The sequence below is a fragment of the Caulobacter sp. FWC2 genome, assembly GCF_002742625.1.
Lineage (GTDB): Bacteria > Pseudomonadota > Alphaproteobacteria > Caulobacterales > Caulobacteraceae > Caulobacter.
Genome location: NZ_PEBF01000001.1, coordinates 3566573 through 3588871 on the forward strand (window position 1 = coordinate 3566573; position 22299 = coordinate 3588871).

General features: G+C 68.2%; 22 protein-coding genes and 2 pseudogenes. 7 read left to right on the forward strand and 17 right to left on the reverse strand.

Going from position 1 to position 22299, the window contains the following annotated elements; translation table 11 throughout:
• The first annotated feature begins 70 nt into the window (after positions 1–70).
• Positions 71–1489: an MFS transporter gene (locus tag CSW62_RS17105; RefSeq protein ID WP_233206709.1), complete on the forward strand. Its 1419-nt coding sequence runs from the start codon at positions 71–73 to the stop codon at positions 1487–1489.
• Here the strand turns inward: CSW62_RS17105 and CSW62_RS17110 are convergent.
• The 6 genes from CSW62_RS17110 to CSW62_RS17135 all read right to left on the reverse strand — a co-directional run bounded on the left by CSW62_RS17110 (position 1486) and on the right by CSW62_RS17135 (position 5925).
• Positions 1486–1776 carry a UvrB/UvrC motif-containing protein gene (locus CSW62_RS17110; protein WP_099579822.1) on the reverse strand — a complete coding sequence of 97 codons (291 nt, stop codon included), beginning with the start codon at positions 1774–1776 and terminating at the stop codon, positions 1486–1488. The two genes, CSW62_RS17105 and CSW62_RS17110, sit on opposite strands and share 4 nt — an antisense overlap.
• A 44-nt stretch (positions 1777–1820) precedes the next feature.
• Positions 1821–2882 (reverse strand): Glu/Leu/Phe/Val dehydrogenase, encoded by a 1062-nt coding sequence (locus CSW62_RS17115; RefSeq protein WP_099579824.1) that lies wholly within the window; start codon positions 2880–2882, stop codon positions 1821–1823.
• A gap of 80 nt (positions 2883–2962) precedes the next feature.
• Entirely contained in the window at positions 2963–4000 is a 1038-nt protein-coding gene (locus tag CSW62_RS17120; RefSeq protein ID WP_099579826.1) for an alpha/beta hydrolase, read from the reverse strand.
• The gene (locus CSW62_RS17125) at positions 3997–4581 is read right to left on the reverse strand and encodes a uracil-DNA glycosylase family protein (protein ID WP_099579828.1); all 585 of its coding nucleotides are present in this window, start codon (positions 4579–4581) and stop codon (positions 3997–3999) included. The genes CSW62_RS17120 and CSW62_RS17125 overlap by 4 nt, the downstream gene beginning before the upstream one ends.
• 53 nt (positions 4582–4634) lie before the next feature.
• Positions 4635–5567: a S1/P1 nuclease gene (locus CSW62_RS17130; RefSeq protein ID WP_158235458.1), complete on the reverse strand. Its 933-nt coding sequence runs from the start codon at positions 5565–5567 to the stop codon at positions 4635–4637.
• Positions 5568–5613: 46 nt separating this feature from the next.
• Complete coding sequence (locus tag CSW62_RS17135; protein WP_099579832.1) at positions 5614–5925, reverse strand: DUF3253 domain-containing protein; 312 nt, start codon at positions 5923–5925, stop codon at positions 5614–5616.
• Positions 5926–6046: 121 nt separating this feature from the next.
• Between CSW62_RS17135 and CSW62_RS17140 the strand changes: the two genes are divergently transcribed.
• Positions 6047–6499 carry a PaaI family thioesterase gene (locus tag CSW62_RS17140; protein ID WP_099579834.1) on the forward strand — a complete coding sequence of 151 codons (453 nt, stop codon included), beginning with the start codon at positions 6047–6049 and terminating at the stop codon, positions 6497–6499.
• Here CSW62_RS17140 and CSW62_RS27520 read toward each other — a convergent pair.
• From CSW62_RS27520 to CSW62_RS17165, 6 genes and pseudogenes are all read right to left on the reverse strand, one after another.
• Positions 6496–6605: pseudogene (locus tag CSW62_RS27520) on the reverse strand (hypothetical protein); the annotation flags it as partial. The gene CSW62_RS17140 and the pseudogene CSW62_RS27520 sit on opposite strands and share 4 nt — an antisense overlap.
• Positions 6606–6620: 15 nt before the next feature.
• Positions 6621–7238 carry a glutathione S-transferase family protein gene (locus CSW62_RS17145; protein WP_099579836.1) on the reverse strand — a complete coding sequence of 206 codons (618 nt, stop codon included), beginning with the start codon at positions 7236–7238 and terminating at the stop codon, positions 6621–6623.
• Between the two features lie 62 nt (positions 7239–7300).
• Positions 7301–7720 (reverse strand): endonuclease domain-containing protein, encoded by a 420-nt coding sequence (locus CSW62_RS17150; protein WP_255408360.1) that lies wholly within the window; start codon positions 7718–7720, stop codon positions 7301–7303.
• A 72-nt stretch (positions 7721–7792) separates the two neighbouring features.
• Entirely contained in the window at positions 7793–9073 is a 1281-nt protein-coding gene (locus tag CSW62_RS17155) for a NupC/NupG family nucleoside CNT transporter (protein ID WP_099579841.1), read from the reverse strand.
• A gap of 278 nt (positions 9074–9351) precedes the next feature.
• The gene (locus tag CSW62_RS17160) at positions 9352–10263 is read right to left on the reverse strand and encodes an EF-hand domain-containing protein (RefSeq protein ID WP_099579843.1); all 912 of its coding nucleotides are present in this window, start codon (positions 10261–10263) and stop codon (positions 9352–9354) included.
• A gap of 197 nt (positions 10264–10460) precedes the next feature.
• Complete coding sequence (locus CSW62_RS17165; protein WP_099579845.1) at positions 10461–12548, reverse strand: S46 family peptidase; 2088 nt, start codon at positions 12546–12548, stop codon at positions 10461–10463.
• 183 nt (positions 12549–12731) lie between these two features.
• Between CSW62_RS17165 and CSW62_RS17170 the strand changes: the two genes are divergently transcribed.
• Genes CSW62_RS17170 through CSW62_RS17180 form a run of 3 tightly spaced genes read left to right on the forward strand, consistent with a single transcriptional unit; the run spans position 12732 to position 15720 of the window.
• Entirely contained in the window at positions 12732–13934 is a 1203-nt protein-coding gene (locus CSW62_RS17170) for an ABC transporter permease (RefSeq protein ID WP_099579847.1), read from the forward strand.
• Entirely contained in the window at positions 13931–14692 is a 762-nt protein-coding gene (locus tag CSW62_RS17175; RefSeq protein WP_099579849.1) for an ABC transporter ATP-binding protein, read from the forward strand. The genes CSW62_RS17170 and CSW62_RS17175 overlap by 4 nt, the downstream gene beginning before the upstream one ends.
• A 20-nt stretch (positions 14693–14712) precedes the next feature.
• On the forward strand, positions 14713–15720 hold the full coding sequence (locus tag CSW62_RS17180; RefSeq protein WP_099579851.1) for an HlyD family secretion protein: 1008 nt from the start codon (positions 14713–14715) through the stop codon (positions 15718–15720).
• 73 nt (positions 15721–15793) lie between these two features.
• Here the strand turns inward: CSW62_RS17180 and CSW62_RS17185 are convergent, their stop codons facing one another.
• Entirely contained in the window at positions 15794–16135 is a 342-nt protein-coding gene (locus CSW62_RS17185) for an endonuclease domain-containing protein (RefSeq protein WP_099579853.1), read from the reverse strand.
• 199 nt (positions 16136–16334) lie between these two features.
• Positions 16335–16474, reverse strand: a pseudogene (locus CSW62_RS27030) (hypothetical protein); the annotation flags it as partial.
• 664 nt (positions 16475–17138) lie between these two features.
• Between CSW62_RS27030 and CSW62_RS17190 the strand changes: the two are divergent.
• A complete protein-coding gene (locus CSW62_RS17190) occupies positions 17139–18044 on the forward strand; it encodes an SDR family NAD(P)-dependent oxidoreductase (RefSeq protein WP_099579855.1) in 906 nt (301 codons plus the stop codon).
• Positions 18045–18272: 228 nt separating this feature from the next.
• Positions 18273–19571 (forward strand): outer membrane protein transport protein, encoded by a 1299-nt coding sequence (locus tag CSW62_RS17195; RefSeq protein ID WP_099579857.1) that lies wholly within the window; start codon positions 18273–18275, stop codon positions 19569–19571.
• Between the two features lie 61 nt (positions 19572–19632).
• Here the strand turns inward: CSW62_RS17195 and CSW62_RS17200 are convergent, their stop codons facing one another.
• The 3 genes from CSW62_RS17200 to CSW62_RS17210 form a co-directional block, all read right to left on the reverse strand.
• Positions 19633–20733, reverse strand: coding sequence for an Mrp/NBP35 family ATP-binding protein (locus CSW62_RS17200; protein ID WP_099582336.1), 1101 nt, complete (start codon positions 20731–20733; stop codon positions 19633–19635).
• Positions 20734–20803: 70 nt separating this feature from the next.
• Positions 20804–21304 (reverse strand): group 1 truncated hemoglobin, encoded by a 501-nt coding sequence (locus CSW62_RS17205; protein ID WP_099579859.1) that lies wholly within the window; start codon positions 21302–21304, stop codon positions 20804–20806.
• Between the two features lie 10 nt (positions 21305–21314).
• The gene (locus tag CSW62_RS17210) at positions 21315–22187 is read right to left on the reverse strand and encodes a DUF3034 family protein (protein WP_099579861.1); all 873 of its coding nucleotides are present in this window, start codon (positions 22185–22187) and stop codon (positions 21315–21317) included.
• Positions 22188–22299: the final 112 nt, after the last annotated feature.

Here is a 22299-nt window from a genome sequence, read left to right on the forward strand (position 1 = left end):
ATTTCGGTTCTGCAAGGATGTGACGCACGCGCGTATGGACCCCCGCTGTGCAGGGGCGTAAAGCGCCCTCGTGCCCGATCAGTCTCCAGCATCCTCGCCCCTCGCGACGCGCCTGATCTCCATCGCCGTGGCCAGCGCGCTGCTGATGGAGTTCATCGACTCCACGGCCCTGTCGACCGCCCTCCCCACATTGTCGCGAGCCTTCGCGGTCGATCCGATCCACCTGAAGCTGGCCCTGACCTCCTACATTCTGGCGCTGGCGGTTTTCACGCCGGCCAGCGGCTGGGCGGCGGAACGGTTCGGCGCGCGGCGGGTGTTCCTGTCAGCCATGGTCGTCTTCCTGCTGGGCTCGGCCCTTTGCGGCCAGTCGCGCAGCCTGGAGGCCCTGGTCGCCTCGCGGATCGTCCAGGGGATCGGCGGGGCGATGATGACGCCGGTGGCGCGGCTGATCGTGGTCGGCGCCACCCCCAAGGACAAGCTGCTGACCGCCATGGGCTGGTTCACCATGCCCGCGCTTGTTGGCCCCTTGATTGGCCCGCCGATCGCGGGGCTTGTGCTCAGCGTCGCCGAATGGCCCTGGATCTTCTACATCAACCTGCCGGTCGGGCTGCTGGGCGTGATCGCCGTCAGGCGTTTCGTGCCCAAGAGCGAGCCCAAGCGCGACCTGGGCCGCTTCGACACGCTCGGCTTCGTCCTGTCGGCCCTGGCGGTCAGCGGTCTGGTGGTCGTGGCCGAGACGGCGGGCGTCAACCTGCTGCCGCCCTGGGCGCAGATCACCCTGCTGGCGCTCTCCGTCGCCTGCGGGACCATCTACCTGCGCATCGCCAAGCGCACCGGTCGCCCGATCCTGGACCTGACCCTGCTGCGCTATCCGACCTTCCGCGCCAGCCTGGTCGGCGGGACGCTGGTGCGGCTGGGTATCGGGGCCAGTCCCTTCCTGATGCCGCTGCTGCTGCAGGTGGCGCTGGGCTGGAGCCCACTGAAGGCCAGCGTCGTCACCCTAGCGACCGGCGTCGGCGTGCTGGTCGCCCGCCCGTTCGCGACGGCGGGCCTCAAGCGGTTCGGCTTCCGCACCTCTCTGGCGGTCTTCGTCACCCTGACGGCGCTGTTCACCGCCGCGCCGGGCTTCTTCGGCCCCGCTACGCCGATGGCCGTGATGATGGTCGCCCTGACCCTGGGCGGGTTCTGCCGCTCCAACCAGTTCATCGCCGCCAACACCATCGCCTATGCCGATGTCCCGGAGACCTCGACGGCGGCCGCCTCGACCCTGTCGGCCGTGACCCAGCAGGTGGGCCTGGCCTTGGGCGTCAGCTTCGGCGGCATCATGCTGCACCTGGCGCGGGGCGCCGGCGGCGCCCTGACGCCAGACCGCTTCACCTTGCCGTTCGTGGCGATCGGCCTGGTGACCCTGCTGGCCCTGCCGGTCTACCTGTCGCTGGACAAGGACGCCGGCGCGGCGATCAGCGGCCGCAACCGGGCCTCGGCCTAGGACTTGGTCCGGCGACCGCCCCGGGAGTGGTTGGCGGTCATGGGATCCGGCTTCTTCGGCGGGACCCAGCCTTCGGGCGTCTTCGGAACCGGCTGGTCGGTGCCCAGGCCCATGCGGCCGGGAACCTGGCGCTGGAAATAGGACGCTTGCGCCGCATCCTCGACGCCCCGCACCAGAGCGCTGTGCTGGATGCCGCCGATCTCGTCGCGCAGCTTGGCCGCCGCCTCGAAGTCCTGAGCGGCGATAGCCTCTTCCATCTGCGTTTTCAGGTCGTCGATGTGCGACATGACGTTCTCCATGGGACCGCCAGGAAGAACGCCTGAGGCCGGTTTTAGCCGCGCGCCGCCGCAATGCGGGCGCGGGCGATCTCGTCGGCGACCAGATTGGCAGGACGCTTCTCGCTGATCGACTGGTCGATGACCTCGGCCAGGGTCTGGGCCAGGCGGTCCAGCTTGGTCGCCACCCAGGCGCCGTCGAAGGCCGCGCCGGCTTCCAGGCCCCGGATCTCGGCGGCCACGTTGATGATGCCGCCGCCGTTGATGACGTAGTCCGGGGCATAGAGGATGCCGCGATCGAACACGGTCTGGCCGATCATGGCGTCGGCCAGCTGGTTGTTGGCCCCGCCGGCGATGACCTTGACCTTCAGGCGCGGCAGGGTCGCGGCCGAGATCGCCCCGCCCAGGGCGCAGGGCGCGAACACATCGGCCTCGACGTCGAAGATGGCGTCGGTCGGCACGATCGTCGCGCCGGTCTTGGCGGCCACTTCGTTCAGGGCGGCCTGGTTGACGTCGGCGATGGTCAGGACCGCGCCGGCGGCGTGCAGCTTCTCGGCCAGATAGGCGCCGACATGGCCGACGCCCTGGATGGCGACCCGCACGCCCTTGAGGTCGCGGTTCAAAGCGCGCTCGACGGACAGGCGCACGCCGCGGAACACGCCCTCGGCGGTGACCGGCGACGGATCGCCCGAGGCGGCCGCGTGGCCTTCCAGGCCGGCGACGAAGCGGGTGGTCTTGCGGGTGTTTTCCAGGTCCGAGGGCGAGACGCCGACGTCCTCGGCGGTCCAGTACTGGCCGTTCAGGCTGTCGACCGCGCGGCCGAAGGCCTCGAACAGTTCCGGCGTCTTCTGGCTGCGGCTGTCGCCGATGATCACGGCCTTGCCGCCGCCCAGGTCCAGCTCGGCCATGGCGTTCTTGTACGACATGCCGCGCGACAGGCGCAGAGCGTCGGTCACGGCCGCCTGGCTGCTTGAATAGTCCCACATGCGGCAGCCGCCAGCGGCCGGGCCGCGCGCGGTCGAGTGGATCGCGATAATCGACTTCAGGCCAGTTTTTTCATCGAAGAAAGCGTGGACGCCTTCGTGTCCCTCGAAATCGGGGGAATCGAACAAGGTCATGCCGTCGGTCTCGCCTATGCCAGAATGAACGTGGCGGCTTTACGCCCCCTCGCCGCCCCTCACAACCCCGAAGGCTGACGCTAGGGCTTCTTGTGTTTGGCCGGCTTGGGCGGATCCAATGCCGTCATCGCCGCCACGCTGGACGGAATGGGCGGCGCGCCGGACGGGGGCCAGGGCCCCGGCGCGTCGCGCAGGAACGCCTCGGCGTCGCCCCAGACCTTGGCGGCCTGCTTGTCGACCAGCAGCAGGTGATAGCCGTGCGCATAGTAGGCGGTCTTCGCGCCCGGCTTCAGGCGGCCGATGGCCTCGACCGTCGGTTCGCGCGGGATGATGTGGTCGTTGGCGCCGTAGAACCAGGCGACCGGGACATTGATCCCGCCCGTCGACTTCCAGGCGCGCTCCATCAGCCCGACCAGCCCATAGATGGTGTCGGAGCGCGCCCCCCAGATCATCAGCGGGTCGCGGCCCATGCGGCGCAGTTCGTCGATATTGTCGGAGGCCATGACGTTGCGGACCAGCCAGTCGGGGGGCTTGACCACCCACTGGCCCAGCACGTGGGCGCTGACCCACAGGCTCATGCGGTTGGGCAGCGGCTGGTTCGACCAGCCCCAGACGGCGGGCGCGAACAGCATCAGCTTGTCGACCGGCGGCGGATTTTCGGAGGCCATGGCGCTGATCGCCAGCGCGCCGCCCATGCTGATCCCGGCCAGGGCGAGCTTGGCGTTCGGATGGCGCTCGCGCACCGCCGTGATCAGCGCCCGGACATCGTCGAGCACCAGTTCGGTCGGCGCCCAGACGCCCCGCTCGGGCGAACGGCCAAAGCCCCGGACATCCAGCGCATAGGTCGCGATCCCCTTCCCCGCCCACCAGCCAGCCGCCAGGTGAAAGGCGTTGGAATAGTCGTTCATGCCGTGCAGGCCGACCACGACCCACTCCGGCTCCGTGGCCGGCAGCCAGCGCATCAGGCCCAGGCGCGCGCCGTCGAAGCTGACGAAGGCGTCGGTCTCGATCCGAGGCCCTCGAAAGCCCAGCGGCCCAAGGCCCGGCCCTTGCCGCAACGGCGCGCAGGCCGAGAGCACGGCGGCGGACGCGGTCAGGATCAGGGCGCGGCGGTTCATCGTCCCAGAATGTCCGCGACACGCTGGCGAAGGAAGGGCACGACCTCTTCCTCGAACCATGGATTGCGTTTCAGCCAGGCGGTGTTGCGCCAGGACGGATGCGGCATCGGCAGGACGTTAGGTCCGAACTCGCGCCAGCGGGCGATGGTCTCGGTCATGGTTTTGCCGGTCCGCCCCGGCAGCGCCCAGTCCTGGGCGTAGCTACCGACCAGCAGGGTCAGCTCGACATTCGGCAGCTCGGCCAGCAATTGAGACCGCCACATCGCCGCGCAGCGGGGCGGCGGCGGGAAGTCGCCACCCTTGGGATTGGTGCCCGGAAAGCAGAAGGCCATGGCCGCCACGCCGATCTCGGGCCGGCCATAGAAGGTCTCGCGGTCGACGCCCATCCACTGGCGCAGACGGTTGCCGGACGGGTCGTTGAACGGCAGGCCGGTCTCATGGACCAGCCGGCCCGGCGCCTGGCCGGCGATCAGGATGCGGGTCTCCGCACGGACAAGCGTCACCGGGCGGGGAACGTGCGGCAGGTATGGCGCGCACGCCCGGCAGGCGGCGATGTCGGCCAGGATCTCGTCGAGCGGCATGGTCGCCACTTAAGCCCGATGCCCGCGAAAACAAGCGCGACGCGCGGTCGACGTCAGCTCCGCACCAAGGCTAGGACGTCGGCCAGGCGATAACCGGCGGCGGCGACGCGGGCATCGGCCACGGTCCGCATCTTGGCCATGTAGCCGGGCGGCAGCACCGGAGCCCGGGCCTTGTCCTTGGCCGGAACCCGGGCCAGCGCGCCGTTGCGGTAGGCGACGTCCTTGGCCAGGCCCCAGCTCTCGCGCTCCCAGCCCTTCAGGGCGGCCGAAGGATCCGCGCTCAAGTCGACGCGCGCGGGACGCGGATGGGCCGCCTCGACGGCCGCCGCCACCGCCTCGGCGCCGGCCTCGCGGTTGGCGATGGGACGATCGGGCGCGCTGTCCCAGAGGTCGTGCATGTCGACCGGCGCCGCGCCCGGCTGGCGGCGGACATAGGCGATGGAGCCCGCCCGGTCGCTCTTGGGAAAGTCCCACGACAGCCAGTGGCCGGCGTGCAGCGGCTGATGCTGGTCGCCGACCAGGTGCATGAGCCAGCACAGGGCCACGGCCCGCTCTGCGCGAGGCGCCTTGGGATCGCGGGCGATGGCCAGTTGTTCGTCGAACGCCTTCTCGGCCTTGCCCACCGTGAACGGCAGCACGAACCGCGCGGGCGAGACCAGCTTGAGGGCGTAGTGCCAGTCGGGACGGTCGTGCGGGCTGCCGCGCGTATCGTCGGGCCAGACGGCCATCAGGGCGAACAGCCGCCGCTCCCGCGCCTTGCCGGAGAGGCCGGCCAGGCGCTTCTCGAACAGCGCGTGGTCGGGATGGGCCTGCATGATCGCGACAATGGCGGCCACGGCCCTGGGATCGCGCGCGGCGAGCGTGTCGTAGGCGATGTCGCCGGTGGCCATGTGGCCCTGGTCGTTCCAGGCCAAGGCCGGCGCGGGCGTCAGCGCGCCCAGGGCCATGGCCGTCGACACGGCCACGGCGATCACGAGCTTGCGCATGGTCACTCCCCTTTCGCGGCAGAACACAGGCCCCGCCGCCTCGGGGTCAAGCTTCCGTAGCGTCGTCGCCGGCTTCATCTTCGACGACAGTGTCCTCGAAGCTGGTCGGATCGCCCTCAAGCCGCGTGCGGATGCGATAGACGCCGCGGAATTTCTCGGGATTGACCGGCTTGTTGTGGCGCAGGATCACGACCTTGCCCTCGCGGGCCAGTTCGATGGCGTTGGTGCGCACGTGGCCCAGGATCTGCTGCCAGCGCTCGGGCTGGACCGCCTTGGCGACGTTCATCGGGTCGATCGACTTGCCCTCGGCCAGCGGCGCGAGAAGGGACAGGATCGTGTCTTGGATCGGGGAGGTCATGAGCGCTCCCTTGCCATGGATTGCCAGCAGAGGCGAGACCGTAGGCAAGAACTGGCGGCTTGCACCGGATGCCGCGCCCTTCTAACTGAACAACGATAAGAACAAGCCGAGGGGATGCGCCATGGACGGCGGAAATGAAATCTTGAGCGGCCCGCGCCGGGTTGAGGCCGGCGACTGGGCCGGTTGGCAGACCTGGTCGGGCCTGGACCCGTTCGAGGACCAGTCGGGGCCCTTCTACTTCCGCGAAGACGAGAACGGCCGGGTCACCACCGCCTTCCGCGCCGAGACCAAGCACATGAACGGCGGCGGTTTCATGCACGGCGGCTGCATGATGACCTTCGCCGACTTCTCCCTGTTCGCCATCGCCTGGAAGGAACTGGCCGACAGCCGCGCGGTGACCGTCAGCCTGAACGGCGAATTCATCGGCCCCGCCCGCCCCGGTGATCTGATCACCGGCGGGGGCGAGGTGATCAAGGCCGGCGGCTCGCTGCTGTTCATCCGCGGCCTGATCTCGACCGGTACCGGGCCGATGCTGAACTTCTCCGGCGTGGTGAAGAAGATCAGGGGACGCTAGGCGGAGCCGAAAACCTCGTCCTTCGACAAGCTCAGGATGAGGTTTTCTACTGAACCGTCTCAACGGTCGTCCTCACCCTGAGCCTGTCGAAGGGCGAGGACGGCCGCACCAGACCTGCCCGCTAAACCCCCGCCTTCGCTGCAGGCCGCTCCATCATCGCCTTCAGCCAGCGGTTCACGTGGACCAGCTCCGCGTCGGGCCGGAAGCGGACCATGCGGGCGAAGTCGATGCCCGTGACCGCCAGGATGTCGGCGATGGTCAGGCGGTCGGCGGCGATGAACGCGCTGTCGGCCAAGCGGCGGTCGAAGACCTTTAGCGCCCGCTCGGCGGCCTTGCGGTTGGTCTCGGCGATCTCGGGCACCTGAGTCTCGATCGCGGCTAGGGCCGGATGACCGTGGCGCACGGCCATCATCAGCGGCGTCGACAGCAGCATCTCGGCCCGCCGAGTCCACATCTCGATCACCGCCGTCTCCAGCGGGTCGCGACCGAACAGGTTCGGCTCGGGATAGACGCTTTCCAGGTAGCGGCAGATCGCCACCGACTCGGTGATGGTGGTCGCCTCATCGATCTCCAGCGCCGGCACGTTAGGCAGGCCGGCCTTGGCCAGATAGTCGGGCTGGCGATGCTGCCCGCCGAAGATGTCGATGTCGACGATCTCGACGTCCTCGATCCCCTTCTCCGCCATGAACCAGCGGACCCGCCGAGGATTCGGCGCGCGACGGCTGTCGTAGAGTTTCATGCGTTCCTCCCGTTTCCCAACATAGGAGCCCTTCCCCCTTGATGGGGGAAGGGAGAGGCGGCTCAGCCCCGCGTGACAGAAGCCCTTCCCCCTTGATGGGGGAAGGGTTGGGATGGGGGTGACCGCTGAATTTCAGCCGCGACACGTTCGGCCACGCGGTACGGATTGCCGAACGCCTCGCCGTCGCGAACACGCATCACCCGATAGCCCTGCTCGGCGAGCCACGCATCGCGCTCCGCGTCACGCAGCTGCGCCTCGGGATGATCATGCCAGCCGCTATCGACTTCGATCACGAGTTTCGCGCCGTGATGGATGAAGTCGGCGATGTAGCGGCCGATCGGCGCCTGGCGGCGGATGTGGAGATCGAGGGCGCGAAGGACCTTCCAAAGGACCCTTTCGCTGGCGGTCATCTGTTTGCGAAGACGACGGGCGCGCTTTGCGGCGCCGGGTGCGTGTCTTGGTCTTGGCGCTTCGTCTGACACGCTGTCACCCCCATCCCCGACCCTTCCCCCATCGAAGGGGGAAGGGAGAACATAAGGGCAACTCTTAGTTGATCAAAGCCCGAACAGCGCCCGGGGCATCAGGCCGATCAGGGAGCCGGTCAGGCAGGTGGCCAGGAAGCCGGCCATCATGGCTTTCCAGACCAGGCTCAGCACCTCGGCGCGGCGTTGCGGCACCAGGACCGAGAAGCCGGCCACGTTCATGCCGACCGAGCCGATATTGGCGAAGCCGCACAGGGCGTAGGTCATGATCATGCGCGTGCGCTCGTCCAGCGCCACGCCGCCGACCTTGGCCAGCTGGATGAAGGCGGTGAACTCGGTGAGGATCAGCTTCACGCCCAGCAGGCCGCCGGCCGTGCCGGCCTCCTTCCAGGGCACGCCCATGGACCAGGCCAGCGGCGAGAAGACCACGCCCAGACCGCGCGCAATGCTCAGCGGTTGCCCGCCGATCGGGGGCATGGCGCCCAGGATCTTGTCGACCATGGTGGCCAGGGCCACGAAGACGATCAGGGTCGCGCCGACGTTCAGCGCGATCTGCAGGCCGTCGGTGGTGCCCTTCATCACCGCGTCGATCGAGGAGCCGTAGGTCTTGTCCTCGGTCGAGAGATCTAGGTCCCCGCCCTTCTCCATCGGGTCGGACGGCACGATGATGCGGGCTAGCAGCACGCCAGCCGGGGCCGAGATGATCGAGGCGGTCAGCACGTGGGCGGCGGCGTTGGGCAGCACGCCGGCCAGGATGGTGGCGTAGGCGACCATGGTCGAACCCGAGACGCAGGCCATGCCGACCGTGATCAGCATGAAGAGCTCGGAGCGCGACAGCTTGTCGAGATAGGCGCGGATGAAGATCGGCCCCTCGATCTGGCCCATGAAGATGGTGGCGGCGGTGGCCAGGGCCGGCGGGCCACGCAGGCCCAACGTCTTCTGGAAGATGAACCCGAAGCCCTGAGCGGCCCATTTCAGGATCTTCCAGTGCCACAGCAACGCCGACAGGGCGCAGACCACCAGGATCACCGGCATGACGCGGAAGGCGAAGATGAAGCCCGCGCCCGGATTGCTGACCGGATACGGCTGGTCGCCGCCGGCCAGGAAGCCGAACACGAAGGCGGTGCCGGCCTGAGTCGAGCTGGCCAGCCCTTCGACGGCGCCATTGACGCCCTGCAGCAGCTGGCGCGCCTGGGGCAGGCCGAACAGCACCACCACCAGCAGCACTTGCACGACGAGGGCGGCGATCGCCAGAACCCACGGGAATCGCTTGCGATTCTCGGAAACGAGCCAGCAGAGGCCCAAAGTGAGCGCCAGACCCGCGAGGGCCTGAACGTTCTCGGGACGGAACATCAAGACGACAACCTTACAAAGGGGCGACGCCCCCGCGACGCCGATCAAGGGGCGAAGAATGACACCAAGTCAGCCGTCGCACGCAAGCGCCTTGCGTAAGGTTTGGTTAAGGAAGGCGTCGAATGCCTAAGTCAGAACCCTATTACCAACGATCGCCGTCATCCCGCGCTTTAGGCGCGGGACCCATTTGTCCGTCGCGGGTGCGGAGCGGAAGAACGCTCTCACGTGAAAGCTGAACCATGGGTCCCGCGCATAAGGCGCGGGATGACGCCGTAGATTTAAGCCGTAACGTTCGTCCCGCCGCTCGCCGCCGTGCTGGTCGTCGACGACGACGTCATCGCCTTGTCCAGCTGGGCCAGCAGCTTCTGCATCAGGTCGGCGGCGACCGTGGAGCCCGATATCAGGCTGGACAGGGTCGTGGACGCGTCGGTCCCCGTCGACTTTCCCTGGTCGAGCAGGGCCGCGAACTCGCCGCCGCTCAGGGTCCCGTCGCCGTCCTGGTCGGCGGTCTTGATCAGGTCGGAGGCGGCGCTGGCTGCGCTCGTGCTGTCGCTGCTGTTGGCGGCGGCCAGCTCCTCGGCCGAGACCGTGCCGTCCTGGTTGGTGTCGAGGCTCTCGAACACGCCGCTCGAGCCCGACGCGCCCGACGCGCCGCCGGAGGGGGGCGGACCGTGGTGGTGGCCGTGGGCGCCGCCCATCGCCTGGGCGGACGACTCGTTCGCGGCGGCCGTGGTGATCGCCGACGAGATCTCGGACGACGACAGGCTGCCGTCGCCATCAGTGTCGAGGGCCGACATGATGTCCGACGCCATCTTGTCCTCGATCCCCTGCCCTTCCGCGCCCTCAGGAGCGTTGGCGGCCAGCGCCGAGGAGAGTTCGCTGGCGCTCATCTTGCCGTCGCCGTCGGCGTCGCCGGCCTTCATCAGAGAGCTGGTCAGGTCGTCGACCGACTGGGTCGAGAGCAGCGACGACAGTGTGTCGCCTTTGAAATGTTCGCCAGGTCCGCCGCCCCCGCGCATCGGCGGCGGGCCCTGCTGGCCTTCCGCCCCCTGCACATTTTGCCCAATGGACTGGAATTCGGTCAGCGAAAGCTGCCCATCGCCGTCGGCGTCCGCCGTCTTGAAGGCCGCCTGCTGCAGTTGGCGAAGCTGGGCCAGACTCGTCGATGAGCCAGCGCTGGTTATGGTCATAGTGCTCACCCTCTGTTGGAAGGCCGCCTGCGTGGGCGAGCCCCTTCCTTCGCGCCGAGTGTCGACGCCCGAGGGATCACGCGAGAAACATTCCAGTTTTCAGCATGTTGCAATTAAGACATGAGGCAATTTGCGGGCAAGGTTAACGCTGCACGGCCGCCGCGAAACGCACCCCTCCAGCTCGCGCTGAGCGCGCGCTACGGGCCTGTCAGTTCGCGGACCAGGGCCGTGCGGTCATAGACCTTGCGCAGCACCTCGACGATGGCCGCCGACGACACCGACACCGTCCGGTTCCTGGCCGCATCGTAGCCGTAGGCGCCGCCCAACGCATGGACATTGCCGTCGAAGGCCACGCCGATCATCCGCCCCTTGGCGTCCAGCACGGGCGAGCCGGAATTGCCGGCGATGATGTCGTTCGTGCTGACGAAGTCGAACACCGTGCCGGATTTCAGATCGTCCTTGGCGGCCAGCCAGCGCGGGGCGGCGGCGAACGGTTCGGCGCCGGTGACGCGGTCGTAGAAGCCGGCGAAAGTGGTGACGGCCGCGACCGGCCGCCCCTGCTCACGCCAGCCGGCGACCTGGCCGTAGGACAGGCGCAGCGAGAAGGTGGCGTCCGGATAGGCTGCATCGCCCAGCACGGCGAAACGGGCCCGAGCGATCTTCTCAGCGGCCTTGTCGACAGGTCCCGAGACCTCGGCCTCGTAGGCGGCGCGGGCCGCGCGGGCCAGCGGATCGACGCGCCGCACGAACTGGATCAGCGGATCGTCAGAGGCCTCGACGGCCTCCAGCCCGCCCTTCCACAGCGCCTCGCGCACGGCCGGATCGCCGAGCCGGCTTTCGGCCAGGCGTTCAGCGATGGCGTCGGGGCTTTCCTTGCCCAGCAGGGCCCGAACCTGCGGCGCGTCGACGGTCAGGACCTCGCGGGTCTTGAGCAGCCAGTGCTCCATATAGACCCGCTCCAGTACGGGATCGACGGGTGGCAGGTCGGCCAGCTTCCGTTCGATCATCGGCAGGCGGGTGTCGGCGTATTCGGGCAGCCGCGCGACGTTGGGCTTGGTCCGCTCCTGCGCCGCCCGGACCAGCAGGCGGGCATAGTAGAAGAGGTCCGAGCCGCCGCCCGCCCCGCTCTCCAGCATCCGCATGGACGGGTACAGTTCGGCCGCCTGGGCTTGGGCCCCGGCGATCTGGTCCCAGGCCTTGCCGGTCAGGGCCGCCAGCTTCGGATCGGCGGCGACCTTGGCGCGCAAGTCGTCCTCGGCCGCGCGCTTGGCGGCCATGAAGACCTTGTCGTTGAGCGCGGCCTGCTTGCCCAGCCCCGCCTTGTAGCCGTTCTCGACCCAGGCCAGGCCTTGTGTCGCGGCGCGGGCGTGGTCGTCATCCTGCTGGCGCAGCTGGATCAGGCGACCGCGCAACTCGGCCCGCTGCAGCTGCTGCATCGGCAGGACGAGGTCGCGCTGGGTCTCCAGCTGGGCCACCGTCAGCTGCCGGTCAGTCGCGCCGGGATTGCCGACCACGAAGGTCGGCTCGCCCTCGACCGGGGCGCTGGTCCGCAGGCGCAGGAAGCCCGGCGTCGCGGCCGGCTGGCCGTCGGCATACAGCCGCACGAAAGCCGCATCGAGCGCGTGACGGGGGAAGTTGTAGTTGTCCGGATCGCCGCCGAACGCCGCCGAGGCCCTTTCCGGCGCGAAGACCAGCCGCACGTCGTCGTAACGGCGGTACTTGTAGACCTTGTACTGGCCGCCCCGGAAAAAGCTGATCGCCTGGCAGCGCAGGGTCTGGTCCTGGCCGCAGGCCGCCAGTTCGGCCAGCGCCAGCGCGGCCTCGCGGGTCTGGACGAAGTCGCGGCCGCTCTTGCCGTCCACCGCCGCCCGCACCTGGTCGGTGACGTCGGTGATGGCCAGCAGCACCTCGGCCTGCAGGCCGGCGCACCTGCGCTCGTCCTCGCGCCCGTCGGTCAAGAAGCCGTCCTTGACATAGTCCGCCCTGCCGTCCGAGAGGGCTTGGGCGCAGTCGGCGAGACAGTGGGCGTTGGTGGCGACCAGACCCAGGGGACTGACGATCCCGCCCGAGCAGCCATTGGTCAGCCGCACCGCCGAAGCCTGGGCGGCGTCCAGCCAGGCCTGATCCAGGGTGACGCCATAGGCCTGGCGGATCGCCTCGACCGGGACCTTGTCGAAGGTCCACATCCCCTCGTCCGCCCGCGCTGATCCCGTCGCGGCCCCCGTCGCGGCCAGGGCGAGGGCCAGGACGCTGATCTGGGCGGATGCTGTGCGAAGAACCGTCATGAGCCCGTGGGTCGCTGCACTCTGCCTTGCCGCTTAGCCCCGGCGCCGAGGACTAGCCAGCCTCCTTCCGCGCACTTGTCCAATATTTCATGCCCGCAACGCCGCCTTACCTCGATTTAACTTGGCCGCTGGGCGATCGCCGTCCATTGCTGCAACCGTCGGTTTGGGGGAGCTAGAGTCCGGATGTCGTTGGCCTTGGCCACTCTTCTCTATGAGTGGCGTCGTTACATGGCGGCCGTGGTCGCCCTCGCTTTCTCAGGCCTTCTCGTCCTGGCGCAGGTCGGCATGTTCGTCGGCATCGGCAAGGGCTTCACGGCCCAGATCGACCGCGCCCGCGCCGACATCATGGTGCTGGGCCCGGGCGCCAAGGCGCTGTTCGGCGGCCCCTCGGGCCTGCCGCGCCGGATGATCCCGCTGGTCTACAGCCATCCGGAAGTCACCCAGGTGGCCCCGCTGGACGGCTCCGGCGGCCGCTTCCAGAACATCCAGACCCCCGAGCAGCAGGCCAAGGAAGAGGCCCGCGCCAAGAAGGCCGGCAAGGGCAAGGGCGGCGGCGGCGGCTCGTCGCGCAAGAGCGAGTTCGTCAACGTCACGGTGATCGACGCGATCCCCGGCTACGTGACCGTGCCCACCGACTACACCCAGTCGATGATCGAGGCCCTGCGCCGTCCCTACGCCGTGGCGGTGGACGAGACGGCCCTCAAGCGCCTGGGCGTCAAGAAGGGCGACAAGGCCCTCTACAACGGCAAGACCATCAACATCGCCGTCGTCACCCGCGGCTATCCCAACATCATCCAGCCCACCCTGGTCATGTCGCGCGACACCCTGCGGATGCTGGGCGAGGCCGACACCGGCCAGCGCGTCGGCCCGCTGATGGTCGAGATCCAGGATCCCTCGCGCGCCGAGATCGTCGCGGCCCAGCTGAACAAGAAGGCCGACGGCAAGTTCCGCGCCTGGACCCGTCAGGAGCTGGCCGACGCCAATTCCGGCGCCATGCTGGACGACCAGATCATCGGCATCATGCTGGGCTTCTCGGCCTTCCTGGGCCTGCTGATCGGCGTGGCCATCACCTGGCAGACCCTGCGCGGCGCGATCATGGCCAACATCAAGGAGTTCGCCTCCCTGCGCGCCCTGGGCGTGTCGATGGGCGACCTGCGCAACATCGTCATGGAGCTGAGCTTCTGGGTCGGCTGCGTCGGCGTGCTGGCCGCCGGCCTGCTGACCTGGCTGGTCTCGCTGCTGGCCGTGGCCGGCGGCGTGCCGATGTACTTCCCGCCGACGCTGGTGATCGTCGTCGCCGTGTTCCTGATCCTCATCGCCATGCTCTCCGGCTTCCTGTCGCTGGGCATCCTCAAGAACAGCCAGCCGGCGGACCTGCTGCGATGAGCCCCGAATACACACACGATCACAGCCACAAGCGCGGTCAGAGCGCGCTCTCCGCCCAGGGCCTGGTCAAGCGGTTCAAGACCGGCCGGACCTTCATCGAGGTGCTCAAGGGCGTGGACTTCGACGCCAAGCACGGCGACGTGACCATGGTCATGGGCCCCTCGGGCTCGGGCAAGTCGACCCTGGTCGCCGCCCTCTCCGGCCTCTTGATGCCCGACGAGGGCAAGGTCTCGGCGCTGGAGGCCAAGGACCTGTGGGCCCTGCCGAAAGGCAAGATCGACAAGTTCCGCCTCGACCACTGCGGCTTCATCTTCCAGGGCTTCAACCTGTTCCCGGCCCTGACGGCCAAGCAGCAGGTGATGACGGTCCTGAAGTACCAGGACGTCGGTCCGGGCGAGGCCTCGCGCCGCGCTCAGGCGGCGCTGGAGTCGGTGGGCCTGGGCCCCCGCGTCAACCAGCGCCCGTCGGAACTGTCGGGCGGCGAGAAGCAGCGCGTGGCCATCGCCCGGGCTCTCGCCAAGAACCCGAACCTGATCTTCGCGGACGAACCGACCTCGGCCCTCGACGGCAAGAGCGGCGAGATCGTGATCAAGCTGCTGCGCGCCGCCGCCACCGAGCGCGGCGCGGCAGTGATCTGCGTGACCCACGACCCGCGGCTCGAGGCCTATGCCGACCGCGTCATCCACATCGAAGACGGCCGGATCCTGGACGACGTGCGTAGAACGCCCGACGCCAATCCCGCGCCGCTCAGCCACTGATTTCCTGGGGGAACTTGAGAATGCCCGCGTTTCTGCGCCGACCCGCCTTCTGGATCGTGATCGTTGTCGCCGTGCTGCTTGGCGGCGGTTTCTTCTACATGAAGGGCCAGGCGGCCGAGAAGAAGAAGAAGCTCGAAGTCGCCGCCGCCCAGGAGGAGCCCTCCCCCTACGCGGCCATCGCCCAGGGCAAGGCCGACGTCGAGGGCGGCGTGATCCAGGTGGCCGCGCGCCGCCAGGGCATCGTCCGCGAGGTCTTCGTCCAGGAAGGCGACATCGTGAAGGCCGGCCAGCCCCTGGCCAAGCAGGAGGACGACGACGTCCGCCTGGCCGCCCAGACGGCCTCGGCCAACCTGGCCTCGGCCCGCGCCCAGCTGGCCCTGTTCCAGGTGCAGCTGCGCACGGCCCAGCGTGAATACGCCCGCCTGCAGAACCTCAGCGCCTCGAACTTCGTCGCCGCCCAGCGCCTGGACAACGCCCGTGACCAGATCGCCTCGGCCCAGGCCAATATCGGCGCCCAGCAGGCCGCCATCGGCGTCGCCTCGGCCCAGGTCGCCCAGGCCAAGTATAACCAGGAACTGACGATCATCCGCGCCCCGGCCGACGGCCGCATCGCCCGCCGCCAGGCCAATCCGGGCGCCGGCGCCTCGACCCTGAACGTCACGGCCATGTTCGACCTTGAGCCCAACACCCAGCGCATCGTCCGCGCCGAGATCGTCGAGGCCGACATCCCCAACGTGAAGATCGGCCAGGAGGTCGAGATCCAGCCGGAAGGCAATCCGGACCAGACCTTCACCGGCAAGGTCCTGCGCCGCGCCGCCGTCTTCGGCGCCCGCAAGCTGGCCTCGGACGACCCCAGCCAGCGCAGCGACGAACGCGTCGTCGAAGTCGTGGTCAGCGCCGACGGCGCGCCGTTCCTGGTCGGTCAGCGCGTGCTGGTGAAGTTCATGAAGCCCGGCCAGAAGGCCGGCGTGAAGCGCGATAAGCCGACCCAGCCGGTGGCTGGCGGGATGACGAAGAAGAAGGTTTAGGGGCGCTGATTCAATCCCTCTCTCTTTGAGAGAGGGAGGGGCCCGCCGCCGCAGGCGGTGGGAGGGTGAGTGGTTACGCCCTCGCCGATTTGAGCGCCGCCAGGATCTCGTCGGCTACCCCGCCGGGGTCGGTCATGACCCGCTCGTTGCGGAACCTCAGGACGACATAGCCGAGCCGCTCCAACGTCTCGGTGCGCAACTCGTCATAGTCCTCGCGCCCGTCGTGAGCCGCGCCATCAAGCTCCACGATCAGCTTGCCCGCCTCGCAGACGAAGTCCGCGAAATAGCGGTCGATCGCGATCTGCCGCATGAACTTGAAGCCGCCAAGGCGGCGATTGCGGACGAGGCCCCACAGGACCTTTTCCGCCAGGGTTTGACCTTGGCGCAAGCGACGGGCGTAAGCGGTCCTCTCCATGGCGCGAGCGTGAACAAGCCCCCGGGGCGCCTCAACCCAAGGAATCAGGATTTCCCGGCTGACGGCGTAACCACTCACCCTCCCACCGCTTCGCGGCGGGCCCCTCCGTCTCTCAAAGAGAGAGGGTTTCTTGAGGGCGACCTTGCGGGCGCCAATGTCGGCTAACGACCCTTACGCGATCTTGAGCCCCTCTCCTTTAGGGAGAGGGAGGGGCCCGCCGCGTAGCGGTGGGAGGGTGAGGGGTTACGAGGTTTGACGGCGTGCCGGCACTCCGTCGAGCGCTGTAACCCCTCACCCCAGCCCTCTCCCTATGGGAGAGGGAGCATGTCCGCCATCCACCCATAGCGGACATCTGGAGCGCTCACTTTTCGGCCGACGACGGGGATTGGCGCGTCCTTATCCTCGGCGTTCAAGATATCGACTTTAGAATAATCAATTGCTTGTCGATTTTTCACGCCCCTGAATCCCCCGCGTTCGCCACCACCCCATACTAACCCCACCTGACAGCGCGAAAGGGACGTCCGGCCGGCGATCGTGACGGCTGTCAGGGGTGGTCGAGCGGGTAGCGCTCGTCGGTGCGGGGGAAGCTCCGCAACCGCATCCCTCTGGCGGCGGTCGGCCCTGGAACACAGAAACGACGTGGGATGTCGGGCCGATGAGGCAGCAGGCGCGGGCTGAAATCGCCCGTGCGGTCCGGGACCGGGGTTCGTCGCCCTGGCCCGCCCGTCGGGGGCCTCCTTCGGAAGCGGGTTAAGACCCCGCGCGTCGTGGGGCTCACCGGATAACGGCTGCGCGGAGCGCTCGGCTTCGTCGAAACGGTAACCTCTACCCAACCCTCCGGGCGTCGCCCGGGCGCTCCGCTTCCCTTCCCTGCCTTCAGCGGCCAGCCGCGTGAAGTCGAACACGCGTGCGTGCCGCGCAGGAGGATCGCTCCCCTTGACGCCCCTTCTCCCGCGCCGCACAACACGGCCAAACCAAACATGCGTTTGAGGGAGACTTGGGCATGGCGGACATCCGCTTCGACGGCAAGGTGGCGATCGTGACGGGCGCCGGTGGCGGCCTTGGCCGGCAGCACGCCCTGGAGCTGGCGCGGCGCGGCGCCAAGGTCGTGGTCAACGACCTGGGCGGCAGCGTCGACGGCTCGGGCGGCTCGTCCGACGCGGCCCTGAAGGTGGTCGCCGAGATCGAGGCCTTCGGCGGCGAAGCCATCGCCCACGGCGCCTCGGTGACGGATGACGCCGGCGTCGCCAACATGGTCCAGACGGCCATGGACAAGTGGGGCCGCATCGACATCCTGGTCGCCAATGCCGGCATCCTGCGCGACAAGACCCTGACCAAGATGGAGCTGGCCGACTTCGAGCTGGTCATGCAGGTGCACGTGTTCGGCACCTTCAAGCCGATCAAGGCGGTCTGGGACATCATGAAGGCCCAGAACTACGGCCGCATCGTCGTGACGACCTCGTCGTCGGGCATGTACGGCAACTTCGGCCAGAGCAACTACGGCGCGGCCAAGATGGCGGTGCTGGGCCTGATGAACACCCTCAAGCTCGAGGGCGCCAAGAACGACGTGAAGATCAACGCCATCAGCCCGGTCGCGGCCACCCGCATGACCGAGGGCCTGATGCCCCCGGAAGTGCTGGCCAAGCTGGCCCCGGAATATGTCACCCCGGGCGTCGTCTACCTGTGCTCGGACGAAGCGCCCACCGGCGCGATCCTGACCGCCGGCGCCGGCGCCTTCGCCCTGTCGCGCATCTACGAGACCGAAGGCGTCTATCTGGGCGAGGACGGCCTGTCGGCCGAAGAGGTCCGCGACAGCTGGGACAAGATCACCGCCGAGGATGGCCAGAAGGCCTACTTCAACGGCGGCGAGCAAGGCCAGAAGTTCTTCCGCAAGATGGCCGGCGGCTAAATTGGCACAGGCCTTGCCGATTTATTGCCAAGTCGCGACTAGATTTTGACATAACGACGATTGATACGGGGCCTTTACGGCCCCGTATCTTTAACAGAACTGACAAAATTCATGTTCTCGACAATTTATAGCAACGGTATTTGAACAGATACGTTAAACGCGGCGCTCCTCGAGCGCCCAACAGGTGTTCGGCGAGCCTCTTCCTCCCCAAGAAGGTCGCACGTAACAATGTCTCTCTCGCGTACCAGCCTCGCCGCCGGCGTCGCTCTGCTGGCGCTCGCCGCCGCTTCCCAGGCCTCCGCTTCGGCCTTCTATCTGCAGGAACAATCGGTGCGCGGCACCGGCCGCGCCTATTCCGGTGAAGTCGCCGACAAGGGCGTCGGCAGCCTGTGGTGGAACCCGGCCTCGATCGCCGGCATCCAGCGCAACGAAGGCTATATCGGCCTGAACATGATCCAGGTGGACTCCAAGGTCACCAACACCGGATCGACCATCACCCGCCCGGTGCCGCCGGCCGGCCTGACCACCGCGGTGGGCGGCGACGCCACGGCCTATGACCCGATCAATGACGGCGTCGTGCCGAACGCGGGCGTCGCGTTCCGCATCAACGACAAGCTGGCCTTCGGCGTCTCGGTCGCCGCGCCCTACAACTTCACCACCGAATACAACACCAACAGCTGGACGCGTTACGACGCCCTGAAGTCGCAGCTGCGCACGGTCAATGTCGACGGCGTCGTCGCCTATCGCGTCAACGACATGATCGACCTTGGCGTGGGCGTCACCGCCCTCTACGCCGACGCCAAGCTGACCAACGCCCTGCCGAACATCTCGCCGCTGCAGGCCGATGGCAGCCAGTCGCTGAAGGGCGACGGCTGGGCCTATGGCTACACGGTCGGCGCGCAGATCCATCCGAGCAAGGCCCTGACCATCGGCGCCAGCTATCGCTCGAAGATCGACCAGAAGCTGGACGGCACGGTCACCGTCGGCGGCCTGCTGGCCCCGATCCCGGCCGCCAACAACTTCTCGGTCGACGGCCAGGCCAAGATCAGCCTGCCCTGGATCGCCAATGTCGGCGCCCGCCTGGCGGTGAACGACCAGTGGACCCTGAACGCCTCGGTCAGCCGCGTGGGCTGGAAAGAGTTCGACGCCATCCGCGTCAGCTTCCAAGGCGGCGGCTCGACCAGCGTGCAAGACTACAAGAACGTCACGACCTACGCCGCCGGCGTCGACTATCAGGCCTCGCCTCGCCTGACCCTGCGGGCCGGCGTCCAGTACGACCCGACCCCGACGCCGGACGTCGGCCGCACCGCTCGCGTGCCGGACGGCGACCGCATGATGTACGCCGCCGGCGCCACCTGGGCCGCGACGGACAACATCAAGCTGGACGCCGCGATCAGCTACATCAGCTTCGATGACAGCAAGATCAACCGCACCGACGTGACCGCGACCAGCTCGACCGTCCGCCTGAACGGCGACGTGACCGGCTCGGCCGTCGTCCTGGCGACCGGCGCCCGCTTCAGCTTCTAAGGCTGACGCAGCGCGATCAAGAGAAGCCCGCCCGGAGCGATCCGGGCGGGCTTTTTATTGATCAGAGGCTGATGCTCTTCCACAGCGTTTCCGCCGCCGCGACGAAGACCTCCGCCGCCTGGCCCTTGGGCTCGGAGATCACGGCCGGGACGCCCTGGTCGCCGCCGATGCGCACGGCGATCTCGATCGGCACGCGGCCCAAGAGCGGCACACCCAGGCGCTCGGCCTCGGCCACGCCGCCGCCTTCGCCGAAGATCGGGATCGGCGCGCCGGTCGAGGGATCGGGGAAGAAGGCCATGTTTTCGATGAGGCCCAGGATCGGCGTGGCGGTCTTCTGGAACATCGAAGCCGCGCGGCGGGCGTCGATCAGGGCGATCTCCTGCGGCGTCGTGACCAGCACCGCCCCGTCGATCCGCAGCTTCTGGACCAGGGTCAGCTGGACGTCGCCGGTGCCCGGCGGCAGGTCGACGACCAGCACGTCCAGCGGCTGGGCCTCCGAGCCCCAGGCCACGTCATGGATCATCTGGCGAACGGCCGACGAGGCCATCGGACCGCGCCAGATCATCGCCTTGCCCTCGTCGACGATGAAGCCGATCGACATCAGCTTGACGCCGTGGGCCTCCAGCGGCTGCAACTTCTCGTTCTCGAACAGCGGATCGCCATCGACGCCCATCATCTTGGGGGCCGAGGGGCCGTAGATATCGGCGTCCAGCAAACCGACGCGCAGACCCATTTTCGCGAAGGCCACCGCCAGATTGGTCGAGACCGTGGACTTGCCCACCCCGCCCTTGCCCGAGGCCACGGCGATGACGTGGCGGACGTGGGCGGGCTTTTCGGCTTCCGGCGGCGGGACCACGCGGGCCTGAGGGTCTTCACTGATCTTGGCGCCCTTGCGAACCCGGGTCGCGCCCTCGACGGCCTGGGCGGTCAGGACGACCTGGGCCTGCTCGACGCCCGGCAGGGCGGCCAGGGCCTTCTCGGCAGCGTCGCGGATCGGGGCGTAGGACGCGGCCTGGCTGGCCGGGACTTCCAGCATGAAGCCGGCGCGGCCGTTGCGGACCACCAGGCCCTGCACGAGGCCGGCGGCGACCAGCCCCTGCCCGCTCGCCGGGTCGGCGATGCGGTCCAGCGCCACGCGGGCGTCGTCGAGGGTAGCGGTCACGGGCGAGGCCTCCAATTGGGAGGGCCTCATATCCGCGCGACCGGCCGCTTTTACAAGGCCGTGGAGGCGCCTAGCGCTCCACGACCTTGCGCTGCATCGGCGCCAGCTTGGCCAGCAGCTTGCCCTGGACGGCGAAGGGCACGCCCTCCTTGTCCATCGCCCACTGCAGGTTCTCGACCAGCGCGTTGAAGTCGCGGTTGGTGACGCCCATGTCCTTGTGGACCGCCGCCATGTCCCGGCCGCTGTAGACACAGCCGCCGCCCAGCACGTAGCAGAACTGCTCGGCCAGCGTCCGCTTCAGACGCGGGACATCGGTGGTCGCGAAGATGTCCTTGATGCGCGGGTCAGCGATGCTGCGGTCGACCAGGTCGCCGGCGATGCGGGTCAGCCCCTCCTTGCCGTGGAAGGCCTGGAAGGCGGCCGGATCCGTCAAGGGCGCGGCGCCAGCGTTGGCGGGCGACGGCGTATAGGGATCCACCGGCTTTTCGCCCGGCGGCGTGGCGTCCTGGGCGAAGGCCGAGCCGACCAGGGTGAAGGCGGCGATGGCCGCGAGGACGAAGGTCTTTCTCATCACGCTCCCCCTAGAAGCCGGCTTGCAGCGACAGGTAGAAACCGCGCTGGTTCTTGAAGGTGGCGATGTCACCAAGGTCGACATAGGCCGCCGTGACCGACAAGTGCTTGTTGACGGCATAGGCCGCGAACAGGTCCACCCAGTCATCCTCCTTGGCGAAGGCCAGATTGCTGGGCTTGGTGCGATATTCAGCGCCGATCACCAGGCGTTTGCTCAGCAGGTAGCCCGCCGAGCCCTCGAACTGGGGCTTGTAACCGCCATTGACGCCGCCGAAGCCCAGCAGGCCCGTCTGGTTGGCCTTGGTCATCCGCACCGCGCCGTTCAGCACCAGCGACTGGCTGAGCAATAGCTTGGTCGCGGCGACATAGACGTCGACGCCCTTATCGTCCTTGGCGCCGACCGCGCGGACGATGGCGTCCTGACTATTGTCCTTGTACTGCGCCCCGACACTGACCTGCGGGACCCAGCTGTCCTGGGCGTAGACCGCGTCGCCCAGGATGCGGACCTTGGCGCCCAGCACCGTCTGCTTGAAGGTGAAGCCCTTGCCGAGCCCCAGCTTGGCGCCGGTCGCGCCGGTGTCGAATTCCTGGCGCGTGGCCGACAGTTCGAGGCGGTCATGCCAGCCGACCGCGCCGCCGAAGGCGCGCAGCTTGTAATCCTTGACGTCGACATAGGTCCCGTGGACCTCGCCGCCGACGCCGCGATTGGTCTCGGCGCCCGCGATCACGGCCCAGGTCGCCAAGCCGCCGCCCGCGCCGCCTTCCAGCGCGCTGACCCCGTGGGTGAGCAGCAGCTTGCCGCCAGTTTCGATCTCGCCCGCCGTTGCGGTCGACGCCAGACAGCAAGCCAGCGCGGCGCCGGCCGGCCCTCCAAGTCGCTTCATAACTCCTCCAGACCGGAGACGGCTGACGTCTCGGCGCGCGGAACCTGACGGGCAAAGCTTTTACGGAGCGTTTCGAAGTAGTTTCAAAACCCAAATCTGGTTCGACGCCGAA